This window comes from Saliniramus fredricksonii (assembly GCF_900094735.1).
GTDB classification, from domain to species: Bacteria; Pseudomonadota; Alphaproteobacteria; order Rhizobiales; family Beijerinckiaceae; genus Saliniramus; species Saliniramus fredricksonii.
Genome location: NZ_FMBM01000001.1, coordinates 277,851 through 289,905, shown reverse-complemented (window position 1 = coordinate 289,905; position 12,055 = coordinate 277,851). Strand labels below are relative to the sequence as shown.

Sequence of the window (12,055 nt, the reverse complement as noted above, 5' to 3'; positions counted from 1 at the left end):
GTGCGCGCGCTGGCGGTGTCGGCTCACTCGTGGTCGCCGGAGAATTCCGGATAGGCGGCTGCGCCTGCCACGCCCTCGCGACGGCTTGCCACGAAGAATGTGCGCTCCAGAAGCATCTGCAGATTGCCGGGCAACGGACCGCGCGGGCGCTCGGTCGAATGTGGGAGAATGGTGTCCGGGTAGGAGGCATAGCCCCGGTCGGCGAAATGATGCGCAACTGCCTCTGCGAAGGCCTCGTCGTTGTTCGTGCCCGAGTATTTCGAAATGAGCATCGGCAACAGCTCGGTCACCTCCACAGGCAGCGCGCGATAGACCTGCAAGGTGCCCTCGTAGCTCACGGCATCCGGGATGGGCTGGCCGGCATGCTCGAAGGCGAGCCGCTCGGCATCGTCGATGCGCACGTGGTAATGCATGAACAGCCGTGCAAGCCGGTTTTCCGGTGGCAGATGCGGGAACAGGCGTTCCAGCGCCTCGTCCTTCGGCATGGCGTCTTCGCCCGCATTGGTCGAGGCGAGACTGCGGATTTCGAGGACCGGACTCAGATTGAGGCCGAAATCCTGCACCTCGGCAGGTGCCTTCGAGGCAATCGCGTGCCCGATCTCGTGAAACAGCGTGAGCATGAACTTCGTCTCACCATCGGTCTCGTGATCTGCCGAGCGTCGATAGAAATCGAGCACAGTCATCAGGAAGATGGTACCGTTCCGTGTGTTCGAGAGGCCATTATAGGGGCCCAGTTCTTCCGGGTAGGGCGCCGGCGGATTCGGTGCATAGGGCGTGAAGGAGAGCCCGCCCAGCAGGCCGGGATAAGCGGCCTCGATCCGGTCCAGATACGGGATCGCGGCATTGACGATGGCGCACATTTCCGCTTCGGAATGGCGTGCGAGGCCACGCACGACCGCATCGCGAGAGGCATCCGTGAGGCGCATGCCATAGCGTTCGTCCAGCACCCTCCGGATATCCCCCCAGGAATGCACCAGATCGGCCGGCTGCGCGATATCGGCGGAGGGGTCAATCTCCGGGAGGCGGTCGGCCTCCGTCAGGCGCAGGCCCGGGACGTCCTCCCCCGCATTGAAACGGACGATCCTGTGAATCAGGATCGCGGGGCGCAGGTCCGGATTCATGGCCCTGAAATGCGCGAATTGCTCCATCGTCAGCCTGCCTTCGCGGATCTGGATATCCAGGAAAGCGGTTTCGGCTTCGTCGAGAGGCGCGCTGTTCGCAGCGTCCCGGGCGGTGGATGCGGGGGCTGTGGCGGCACGGGCTGTGGCGATGAGGAGTTTCGATGCGCGCGCGATGAACGGATCCTCCGGGTCCCCCTTCACCAAGGCCTGCGCCAGTGCTTCGCGGTAGATATGCGGAACGTCACCGAGGCTCGTCCCGAGCCGGTTGACAACCATGGCCGCCATGGCCGGCTGCAGACGGCGCAGGACATTCGCCGTCGCGCTCGACGGAGCGGGAAGCGTGGGGAGCGCGCCGCCGGTCGGGCCGGGCGCGACTTGCGCGCGCCGGGCGTGCAGGAAGATCTCGATCAGGGGACCGTGCTCCTCGATTGCCTCCGCGATCGGATCGGTGCCGGTGAGGAAAGGCGAATTGCCGAGGCTGCGTTCGATGGCCTCGCGCGCCGCGTCTTCCATGTGCCTGAAGTGTTGCTCGAGCGTGTCACGCGCGGCTGCTTCCATAGGGCGCATCAGCCCTTGTGAGGGATCCTGCCATGTCAGGCCGTCCGGCGCGGGCCATTGGAATTCCTGCGGATCGAATTGCAGACCGTTCTGCGGAGGCGACTGCGACGGGCCGATCTGCATGAAATTGTCTGGCATGGGATTTTCCCGCCTCGGATCAGACTGCAGTTCACCGGGCCGCAGATCACCCGGTTGCCAGCCGCCCGGCTCGAAATCGAGACCCGGGGATTGCGGCCCGAGGGTGCGGTTTTCCGGGTCCCATTCCGGGAACAGCCTGTCCGGCCCGACCAGGTTGCCGCTTGCGGCGATGTTCCGATCGTGCAGGATCTCGCCGCTCTTGCCATTCATGGCGGTGAAGATGTTGGCCTGGAACGAGGCCAGGAATCCGATGGTGTCGCCGCGATCGAGCGCAATGAGCGCAGCCTGCGCCCCGGCGCGGGTGACGGCGCGCAATTCCTCATCGGAATGCTGCGCGCGCATGTGCGCGAGTTCATCGCGGTAGCGGATGGCCACCCCGACAATGGCGCCGTCGAGATGGATATGGGGCGAGGGCAGCTCGAAGCTGCGGCGCGCGGCATTGCCGAGATGATCGGCGCCATCGCCGAAGAACACGGTATACATCTGTGCTGCCGCGCGATCGACATCCGACCGCGAGGGCAGGGGGATCGGCCCCACCACACCGGTCGCGCCCTTCGTCATCATTGCATTGGTGAAAGCGGGGGCGCCGCGACCGGTAGCATCGTATGTGGTATCGCGCTTTTGCGGCAGCGGCGTCGACATTAAAGCAAAAAAAAACTCATGAGTGTGAAAATCCAAAAATGAAAAACCTAAAAACTCATTTTGAATGAAACAGCTGAAAATTGTCAAGGATATCGCTGGGCGCGTTGATGCGCCGCTGCATCGGACACTTTCGCGGCCCTGAACGACGCGCATCAGCGCGGCATTTGCCGCCAGCGCTTGCCCGCATGCCGAAGCCTTGCATTCTGTCGCGACCAGACGATATGAGCAGATTGATCCGGGCGGCCCGCATCTGCGTAGAGCTACGTGATTTTGCAGGTGCGAAGACTGGGCGAAGCGGTTACATAAAACGGCGACCCTGGGGCAGGCGCCCTTTGTAATTTGGATGCGATGAAGATGGATGCGCGGCCGGGCGAAGAGCCTCCCTTTCTGGCGAACACGCGTGCACCGCGTGCCGGTCTCGGCAAGCGCATGCGGAGACTGACGCGGCTTGTCGTGATGATCGTCCTGCCGCTGCTGCTGCTGGCCGGCGCATTTGCCGGCTTTGCCTACATGCAGGCCACGCGTCCGACGGTGCCGGTGGAGCGTCAGCCGGAACAGCCGCGTTTCGTCGATGCGGTAACGGTCGCGCGGGCTGATCTGCGCCCGACACTGACGCTTTACGGCGAAATCGTCGCGGGCCGCAGCGTCGACCTGCGCGCGCTGGTGGCGGGCCAGGTCGTTTCGGTGTCGGACCAGCTGGTCGAGGGCGGGCGCATCGCGCAAGGGGAAGAACTCCTGCGCATCGATCCGTTCGCGTTCGAGGGCGCGCTCGTGCGCGCGAATGCCGATCTCGCCGAGACCCGGGCCCGCATCGCGGAACTGGATGCGCGTGTGCTTCAGGAAGAGGCGGCAATGTCCCGGGCGCGCGAGCAGCTCACGATCACCGAACGCGAAATCGACCGGCTGCGCACCCTCACCGAGCGCGGCGCAGCGCCGGAGCGCCAACTCGACGATGCGTTGCTGCGCCTCTCCCAGGCGGAATCGGCGCTGGAGGCCCGTGAAAGCCAGCTCGCCGTGTTCGAAGCCCAGCGTGACCAGCTCGATGCGGCGATCGCGCGGCTGGAATTCGGTGTCGCCCAGGCGCAGCGCAATCTCGACGATACGGTCCTGCGCGCGCCGTTCGACGCGCTGATCTCGGCGCCGCAGGCCGAGGAAGGCAAGATCATCGGCAGCAATGAACGCATCGCCACGCTGGTCGCGACGGAGCGCCTCGAAGCGCGTTTTTCATTGTCGGATAGCCAATATGCGCGTCTTGCGGCGGATGACGAGATCACCGGAAGCGACGTGATGGTGATCTGGCGCGCGGGTGACAGCATGCTCACGCGCGAGGCGACCGTGACACGCGTGGCGCCACAGGTCGCGGATGCGAGTTTCGCCGCCTTTGCGAAGATCGATATCGAGGATACAGCCCTCGACGACCCTGCGCTTGACGTTCTGCGCCCCGGCACCTTCATCGAGGTCGAGATGCCCGATCTCCTGCGTGAGGATGCGATATTGCTCCCGCCTGATGCGCTGTATGAAGACAGCGTCTTTCTGATTGTCGACGACCGGCTGGAGCGCATGCCGGTTACCGTGCTCAGCTTTGCCGCCGAGGGGGTGATCGTCGCGGGCGATATTCCCGATGGCGCTTCGGTGCTGGTGTCGCGCCTCGGTGCGGCGGCTTCCGGCCAGCTCGTCGAGGTGCGTGAGTGAGCGGCGGCTTCCTCCAGAGCATCATTCGCGGTTTCCTGCATCACCGCGTCGCGGCGAATCTGCTCGCCATCTCGGTCTGTCTGCTGGGATTGCTGGCTTTGGGCCGGCTCAACACCCAGTTCTTCCCCACGGTCCAGATCCCGACCATCTTCGTCACGGTCGCCTGGCAGGGGGCGAGCCCCGACGACATCTCCTCCGGCGTTCTCGATGTGATGGAGCCGGAACTGCGCTTCCTCGACCGGGTGGACAACATTTCCTCCTATGCGGTGGAGGGCTCGGCGCGCATCGTCCTCGAATTCGAGGAGGGCGCCGACATGTCCAAGGCGCTCTCCGATGTCGAGCAGGCGGTGGCGGGGATCACCACCCTGCCCAGCGCCGCCGAGAGCCCGGTGATCACGCGTGTGGAATTCTTCGAAACGGTGGCGATGCTCGCCATCTATGGCGATATCGAAGAGCGCGCGCTGCAGGAGGTGGCGCGTGAAGCGCGTGACGGATTCCTGAATGCCGGGATCGACAAGATCAGCTTTGTCGGCAAACGCGCCCGCGAGGTCTGGGTCGATGCGGATTCGCGGGAATTGCGCCGGCTCGGCCTGACCGGCGACGAGGTCGCGCGCCGCATCGCCGCGATCAATCAGAACCAGCCTCTGGGCAATCTGGAAGGCGGGGCGGAGCGCACCCTGCGCACGCTGTCGCGAACCGACAGGCCCCAGGGTATCGGCGAAATCGAGATCCGCGCAGGGCCCGACGGCGAGCGCATCCTGTTGCGTGACATCGCGCAGGTGCGCAGCGCCATGCGTGACGGCGGTGTACGGCTTTTTCACGACGGGCAGCCCGCCATTCTGCTCGATATCCAGCGTGCAGAGAGTGCCGATACCCTCGAATCGATGAATGCGGCCCGTGATTACGTCGAGACCCTGCGCGCCGGCCTCCCGCCCAACGTGACGGCGGAACTGTTCGACGTGCGCGCCGAGGTGGTCGACCAGCGCATCGCCACGCTGAGTTCGAATGCGCTGATGGGCATGGCGATCATCGTTCTGGTGCTGCTGCTTTTCCTGAATACGCGCGTCGCGCTCTGGGTGGCGGCGGGGATACCGGTGGCGCTGCTGGCGACCTTCGTCCTGATGTGGGCGACGGGGCAGTCCATCAACGCGATCTCGCTGCTCGGCCTGATCCTGGTGCTGGGCATTCTCGTCGACGACGCGATCATCGTCGGCGAACATGCGGTGACCCTGCACGAGCAGGGCAAGTCGCCCATGGAGGCGGCCGAGGGTGCGGCCATGCGCATGCTGGTCCCCGTGATCGCCGCGACCACGACGACCCAGGCGGCGTTTCTGCCCGTTTTCATGATTTCCGGCGTGGTCGGGCAGATCATCATGGCGATTCCGCTGGTCGTGGTCGTGGCGCTGGGCGCGGCGCTGGTCGAGAGCTTCATCGTCCTGCCGACCCATCTGCGCCATGCGCTCACGGCGCAGGAACGGGCACGATCCGGGCCTGACGGGCGCTGGGCGCGTATCCGCAAGGGCATGGAGCGCGGCGTCGATCGCTTCCGTAACGGGCCGGTGCGCCGTCTGGCGACAATTGCCTTACGCTGGCGGTACGCGACTGTCGCGCTGGTCGTCGGCGCGCTGATCCTGGCCGTCGGGCTGATTGCCGGCGGGCGGGTGCAGTTCACCTTTTTCCCGACGCCGGAAGCCGAGTTCGTCAGTGCGGAGATGCGCTTCGCGCCGGGCATGTCGGAAGAGCGGATGCGCGCGCATCTGCGCAGCCTCGAACAGGCGATCGACGAGACGGATGCGCGGCTCGGCGAGGAGTATGGCGAGCGCGTCGTGGTCTTCCATTACGCGCGGCTCGGCCAGGCGGGGCAGGACCGTGGCTCCAATCTCGCCATGATCGATATCGAGCTCACGCCCGGCGAGGAGCGCACATTGCGCACGCCCGAGGTGATACGCTATCTGCGCGAGGGGGTTCCGCCGCTTTCCGGTCTCGACGAGTTCTCCATCGGTGCCCGCGCATCCGGCCCGCCGGGCTCGGATGTCGATATCCGCCTGACGGGCGCCGACCTCCTGACGCTCAAGGCGGCTGCGGATCTGCTGAAAGACCGTCTGGCCGATTACCCCGCAGCATCGGGCATCAAGGATGATACGCCGCTCGGCAAGAACGAGCTGATTCTGCGTCAGACCCCGCGCGGCATGGCGCTCGGCCTCGATCCCGAGGTGATCGCCTCACAGGTCCGTGCCGCCTATCAGGGGGTCGTCGCGATGCGATTCGCCGCCGGGGACGAGGAAGTCACCATCCGCGTGCGACAGCCCGATCGGATCGGCGATATTGCCGGCCTGCTGGACATGACCCTGCGCACACCCTCCGGCGCCATGGTGCGTCTGGGAGACGTCGTGGCGATCGAGGAGCGCGAAGCCTTCGGCCTGATCCAGCGCCGCGACGGACAGATTGCGGTTTCCGTGACTGCGGACGTCAATTCCGACATCACGCCCGCCGGCGAGGTGCGTGCTTCGCTCGAAGAGGAGATCCTCCCCGAAATCCGCGAGCGCTTCGGCGTGCAGACGCAGACCGGTGGCCAGGCGGAGACGCAGGGTCGCGCTTTTGCCGATCTCGGTCTCGGCGCCATCATCGCGCTGGCGGCCATCTACGTGATCCTCGCGCTCGTCTTCCAGAACTGGACGCAGCCGCTTCTGGTGATGGCGATCATCCCCTTCGGCTTTATCGGGGCCGTGCTCGGTCACTGGTTGCTCGGTTTCCAGTTTGCCTTCCTTTCGATGATCGGATTGCTGGGGCTGTCAGGCATTCTGGTGAACGGCTCGATCGTGCTGGTTGATCGCTACAATGAGCGCGTCCGCCAGGGCGAGGCGCATGAATCGGCGGCAGTGGGCTCCTCCGTGGACCGCTTCCGCGCCGTGTTGCTGACTTCGCTGACCACGGCGGGGGGCATGGCGCCGCTGATCATGGAGCAGAGCCTGCAGGCGCAGTTCCTCATCCCCATCGCCATCACGCTCAGCTTCGGTCTGGCGGTCGCGGCGCTGGTGATTCTCTTCGTCGTCCCCGCCATGCTCGGCATCGCCGATGATTTCGGCCGGATGAAGCGCGGGTATCTCCGCCTCGCCGGCTTGCGCCCGCGTCCGGCGCAGTATTGAGGCGGGTCGGGCCGAGACGTTTCTTCCAGGACATGATCCAGGCCTGTGAACAAAATTGCCTGTCGTGCATTTCCGTCGGGCATTTCGCGCCGTGATCGAATCGCGTTACGAATGTCGGTCAATGCACGAGGACAGCAGGGGGCCTCATGGGCAATCTGGATTTCGCTTATCTTTTCACGTCGCCGGAAGGGCGCATCGAGCGGCAGCGCTGGTGGATCGGCGTCGTCATCCTGTTCGGCGCCTGGCTCGTTCTGAACGCGCTGTTCGGCGTGGACGGGCTGATCCCGTTCATTCTCAGCATTCTGCTGCTGGTCGCCGGCATCATGCTGCACATCAAGCGCTTCCATGATCGCGACAAGTCCGGCTGGTGGGTGCTGATCCTGTTCGTGCCCGTTCTCGGCCTGATCTGGGCCATCGTCGATCTCGGCATTATCGAAGGGACGTCCGGCGCGAACCGATTCGGCGCCGATCCGATCGCGGGACGCTGATTCCCGGCGTGCCGAATTCCCAATGCGCGAAATTCTCAACGCGAGAGCGCGCGCCAGATCGCCTCAGCGCGATAACGCCTTCATTGCCCGGTCGAGCCCCGCGACGGTGAGCGGGAACATCCGGCCCTCCATCAGCTGCCGGATGATGCCGATGGAATGGGTGTAGCCCCAATGCGCCTCCGGCACCGGGTTGAGCCAGGCCGCCTTGTGAAAATGGCCCAGCAGCCGCTCCATCCAGACCTGGCCGGCCTCCTCGTTCCAGTGCTCCACCGAGCCGCCGGCCATGACGATCTCGTAGGGGCTCATCGCGGCGTCGCCGACGAAGACGAGGCGGTAATCCTCGCCATAGGTGCGGATCACGTCGAGGGTCGGCGTGATCGCGGTGCGGCGGCGGCGATTATCCTTCCACACGCCCTCATAGGGGCAGTTGTGGAAGTAGAAATGCTCGAAATGCTTGAATTCCGCCCGCGCGGCGGAGAAAAGCTCCTCCGCGCGCTCGATATGCCAGTCCATCGAGCCGCCGACATCGAGAAAGAGCAGCACCTTCACCGCATTGCGCCGCTCGGGCCGCATCTTCACGTCGAGATAGCCCTTCTCCGCCGTGCCGCGGATGGTTCCCTCGAGATCGAGCTCCTCGGCCGCGCCGGTGCGGGCGAAGCGGCGCAGGCGGCGCAGCGCGACGCGCATGTTGCGGGTGCCGAGCTCGCGGGTATCGTCGAGATCACGGAATTCGCGTTTGTCCCAGACCTTCACCGCGCGGAAATTGCGGTTGCCGTCCTGGCCGATGCGGATGCCTTCCGGGTTGTAGCCATAGGCGCCGTAGGGGGAAGTGCCGGCGGTGCCGATCCATTTCGAGCCGCCCTGATGGCGCTTCTTCTGCTCCTCCAGCCGCTGCTTGAGCGTCTCGAACAGCTTGTCCCAGCCCATCGCCTCGATCTCGCGCCGCTCCTCCTCGCTGAGATGCTTTTCGGCGAGCTTGCGCAGCCATTCCTCCGGGATGCCCTGCGCCTCAAGCGCCTCGCTCATCAGTTCGAACCCCTCGAAGCAGGTGGCGAAGGCGCGGTCGAACTTGTCGAGATTGCGCTCGTCCTTCACCATGATGGCGCGCGCGAGGTAGTAGAAATCCTCCACGCGCTTCTCCGCCAGATCATGATCCAGCGCCTCCAGCAGCGAGAGGTATTCCCGTAGCGTCACAGGCACCTTGGCGGCGCGCAGGGTGGTGAAGAAATCGAGCAGCATGGAGGCAGTGTTGGCCACGGGCGCGCGGACGTCAAGCCGATTGAAGGGCGCAACCGAAAGGTCCGCGGATGGCTGCTCCCGGATGACGGGCCCCATTCGCGCATATTCCCTCGCCGCTCTGATCAGCGCCTTACGAGGTGCCGCCAATGCCAATCTGCGACGTCATGTGAAGCACGAAGTGAAGCACTCATGGGTTGATTTCGCCAGATTCACAAAATAGGATCCAAAAAACTGACTTCTTAAGAAATGGGTATTCTGCAATGAATAAATTACCAGCGGATCAAGAGATTTACGCTCAAGAACGAAGTTTTTCTATTTTAGACGAAAAAACAGAAATCGATTTTGTGTCATACGACCCATCTCAAACAATAAAACGTCAAATGTTTTGGCTCGGATGGATAAGCAGGAATCTTCGTGATAAACAAAATACGAAACGTATTCTAGATATAGGCTCAAATATATTTTGGTTAATTGGTATAGCTTCTAATTACGAGGTGGATATGGTGGATGTGCGCGATCATCCGCTTGCGGATTATTTCCCGTTTAAAATGACCATCGGAGATGCCGTGTCACTTCCGTTTGAAGACAATAGTTTTGACGCGGTTACCTTCCCCCAACTTCTTCATTGGATGGGAACTGCAGCCTATGGTAGAGAGATCGATGTCAACGCTGATCATGCTGTGCTCTCCGAGATAGCAAGAGTGATGAAAGCCGACGGTATCGGGTTGTTCATAACGTTTGTCGTCCCGGGATCTGGCGTTTTCAAAATCGGAGGCCGCCGACTCTATGGCATAGAGGATCTGGAAACGACCATTCGACGGGCAGGACTGAAGATCGTCGAAATTGTTTATTACAGTCCTACCTTTCAGCAGATCCCGGAGGGCAAACTTGTTGCACCGACGGGACGCGAATTGGTCACTGGCAATCCTGATGAAGACATTTGCTGGGCATTTTTAAAGGTCGCAAAGAGCTAAGTATGGAGGCCTTCCGATGATTTTTATTGGAGCCATTGCGTGCATCGCGTTGCTTTACGTTTGTTCGCCCTTCCCTGTCTGGAAAAGCTATTTCGCGGTATTCCGAAGCGTTGCCACCTCTCGCGAAATTGGTCGTCGTCCGAAGGCAAGGCTTATCCAATATCTCCTTTCGGATTTTGCAGCCTTCCCGTTTCTTTCACTTGCATGGTACCTGGATAAATTAGTTGTAGGCCGAGCCATAAATAAAGCGGATACGGCCCCTGTCTGCCTAGTCGGGCAGCCACGCTCCGGAACGACTTTCATACACCGTACTCTATCAAATTGTGAGCATCTTCATTCAATTCGGCATTGTGAAATGCGTTATCCCTTCGTCTGGCTCTGGAAGGGCCTGAGGTTCACCGGCCTCGAACCCTGGGTCCATCGTCGCGACTATTGGCCACAGACGGACTCCGGCGCGCTTGCTTCAAAACTTCACAGTCACAAGTTGGGTGATTACGAAGAGCACGGCATTTTCCTCGAAGAGCGCATGTATCATCACTTCTTTGTATTTCGGCGTTTTCCAATCCCCGAGCTTCTTAGATTCCAATCCCCGAGCTTCTTAGAAGTGTCTTGAGTTTTGTGAATGTAACCGCCTCAGAGACAAGAAGGCTTCAAAGAGTTTTTGAAGATGTTGTCAACAAGTCAAAATATCTCAACGGTGCAATGGAGAAGCCTGTTCTACTGAAGGAAAACGAGAGTGTCGAGTTCTACGAAGCACTCTATGAGCGGCAACCCGACGCACGCTTCATCTTTGTCGTTCGCGACCCCGATCTGTCCATCAGTTCCTATCAATCCCTATCCCTCAACTCGACGCATGCAAAGACCGGGATAGACCCCACGGCGCTCGCTGGTTGGCAAGAAGCCAACAACCTGTTTCGGCTGGAGGAGTGCAAGAAAATGATGGTATTTTACGAAAAGCTTCCCAAAAACCGGAAATTTTTGGTTGCCTACGAGCGCTTTGTCGAAGATATAGAGGGAACCACGACAGCAATATTGAATTGGTTGGACCTGCCTGTAAATCCGGACTTTGCAAGGTATCTCTCCGAGCTTGGACAAAGACAGATTACCCGCGAAAAAGGCTACAAAAATGAGCCGCATCGCATAGACGGCCTTGACCGATACAAGGAATTCGTGCGAGTCGCCAATTCCGCATCAGCTATTATGCCTTTAGAATGGAAAACAGCAAAGTAGATTATTGATGGAACACTTCTGCAGCTTGACGCGATTGGCTGCGTGTTCAAAATGCAGAGCAAGAAAAGGACGAAAGGAAATATAATGTTTGATTCTAAATTATTTGAGAAGGTTTCTATCAATGTTTCTCCTGAAGTCGCCAATAGTTTCGATGACCTCGATCGAGATGAGTATTTCGCAAACGGGATCCGCAAGCGTCGATTTTGTCAGTTGAAGATGTCTCATTCTGGCGACGCTTGGAATTTCGAAAAACTACCGCTTCGTCCATTTCTGCAACCAAAGCTAAACAACCCTTTAGCTGGCGGCATCCTGCGGTATTTTCGGGGGATCAAGGTTGATGTGTCGCCATTTTTAAAAAAAGCAGTCGATGTCATCAAGCCGGACGCGTGCATCGACTGGCAGATCAACGTACACCAGTACCGCGTCGTGGCTAAACCTGGCATTCCCGGCAGCCCGGTCCCGGAGGGCCCGCACCGTGACGGCGCAAATTATATTCTTATGATTTGCGTTCGGCGCAATAATGTCGTAGGTGGTGAAACTACGTTATTCGATAAAAACAAGTCCATAGTTTTTCGCGAAACTCTGCAGGAAGGCGAAGCGATTATCATTGACGACACTCGTTTGTTTCATGATGCCTCGCAGGTATTGGTTCAGGACAGCGGAAGTGATGGTCACAGAGACATTTTTGCAATCGGCTTCATCGAATGGTCGCGCGGCAAATACGGTCCGGAATGGGAACGCACACACACTGGGCAAGTCGCCGATCCAGCTTTGATCAAGCATGATTGACCCCGCCTCGAATGCGACGCGTCCAGACTAGATTTGGG

Annotated in this window: 8 protein-coding genes; 6 read left to right on the top strand and 2 right to left on the bottom strand. The window is 60.9% G+C overall.

The features are described from left to right. Positions 1-23 precede the first annotated feature (23 nt). On the bottom strand, positions 24-2,459 hold the full coding sequence (locus tag GA0071312_RS01360; RefSeq protein ID WP_074443310.1) for a hypothetical protein: 2,436 nt from the start codon (positions 2,457-2,459) through the stop codon (positions 24-26). 354 nt (positions 2,460-2,813) lie between these two features. Here GA0071312_RS01360 and GA0071312_RS01355 point away from each other — a divergent pair, with 354 nt between their 5' ends. The 3 genes from GA0071312_RS01355 to GA0071312_RS01345 all read left to right on the top strand — a co-directional run bounded on the left by GA0071312_RS01355 (position 2,814) and on the right by GA0071312_RS01345 (position 7,785). Beyond that, a complete protein-coding gene (locus GA0071312_RS01355; RefSeq protein WP_131817671.1) occupies positions 2,814-4,151 on the top strand; it encodes an efflux RND transporter periplasmic adaptor subunit in 1,338 nt (445 codons plus the stop codon). Further along, positions 4,148-7,297, top strand: a complete 3,150-nt coding sequence (locus tag GA0071312_RS01350) for an efflux RND transporter permease subunit (RefSeq protein ID WP_074443308.1) — start codon at positions 4,148-4,150, stop codon at positions 7,295-7,297. Before GA0071312_RS01355 ends, GA0071312_RS01350 begins: the two co-directional genes overlap by 4 nt. Before the next feature lie 146 nt (positions 7,298-7,443). Next, the gene (locus tag GA0071312_RS01345) at positions 7,444-7,785 is read left to right on the top strand and encodes a DUF805 domain-containing protein (protein WP_238947049.1); all 342 of its coding nucleotides are present in this window, start codon (positions 7,444-7,446) and stop codon (positions 7,783-7,785) included. A gap of 63 nt (positions 7,786-7,848) precedes the next feature. Here GA0071312_RS01345 and GA0071312_RS01340 read toward each other — a convergent pair whose 3' ends face one another. Continuing rightward, complete coding sequence (locus tag GA0071312_RS01340; protein ID WP_074444101.1) at positions 7,849-9,024, bottom strand: vWA domain-containing protein; 1,176 nt, start codon at positions 9,022-9,024, stop codon at positions 7,849-7,851. A 260-nt stretch (positions 9,025-9,284) separates the two neighbouring features. Between GA0071312_RS01340 and GA0071312_RS01335 the strand changes: the two genes are divergently transcribed. The 3 genes from GA0071312_RS01335 to GA0071312_RS01320 all read left to right on the top strand — a co-directional run bounded on the left by GA0071312_RS01335 (position 9,285) and on the right by GA0071312_RS01320 (position 12,017). Then, positions 9,285-9,998: a class I SAM-dependent methyltransferase gene (locus GA0071312_RS01335; protein WP_083204211.1), complete on the top strand. Its 714-nt coding sequence runs from the start codon at positions 9,285-9,287 to the stop codon at positions 9,996-9,998. A gap of 618 nt (positions 9,999-10,616) precedes the next feature. Then, the gene (locus GA0071312_RS01325; RefSeq protein WP_238947118.1) at positions 10,617-11,228 is read left to right on the top strand and encodes a sulfotransferase family protein; all 612 of its coding nucleotides are present in this window, start codon (positions 10,617-10,619) and stop codon (positions 11,226-11,228) included. Between the two features lie 84 nt (positions 11,229-11,312). Next, on the top strand, positions 11,313-12,017 hold the full coding sequence (locus tag GA0071312_RS01320; protein ID WP_074444100.1) for a 2OG-Fe dioxygenase family protein: 705 nt from the start codon (positions 11,313-11,315) through the stop codon (positions 12,015-12,017). Positions 12,018-12,055: the final 38 nt, after the last annotated feature.

Bases quoted from the DNA above. Each gene is read 5' to 3' on its own strand.
- GA0071312_RS01340 (WP_074444101.1), bottom strand. From the start codon at position 9,024: ATGCTGCTCGATTTCTTCACCACCCTGCGCGCCGCCAAGGTGCCTGTG.
- GA0071312_RS01345 (WP_238947049.1), top strand. From the start codon at position 7,444: ATGGGCAATCTGGATTTCGCTTATCTTTTCACGTCGCCGGAAGGGCGC.
- GA0071312_RS01355 (WP_131817671.1), top strand. From the start codon at position 2,814: ATGGATGCGCGGCCGGGCGAAGAGCCTCCCTTTCTGGCGAACACGCGT.
- GA0071312_RS01360 (WP_074443310.1), bottom strand. From the start codon at position 2,459: ATGTCGACGCCGCTGCCGCAAAAGCGCGATACCACATACGATGCTACC.
- GA0071312_RS01320 (WP_074444100.1), top strand. From the start codon at position 11,313: ATGTTTGATTCTAAATTATTTGAGAAGGTTTCTATCAATGTTTCTCCT.
- GA0071312_RS01335 (WP_083204211.1), top strand. From the start codon at position 9,285: ATGAATAAATTACCAGCGGATCAAGAGATTTACGCTCAAGAACGAAGT.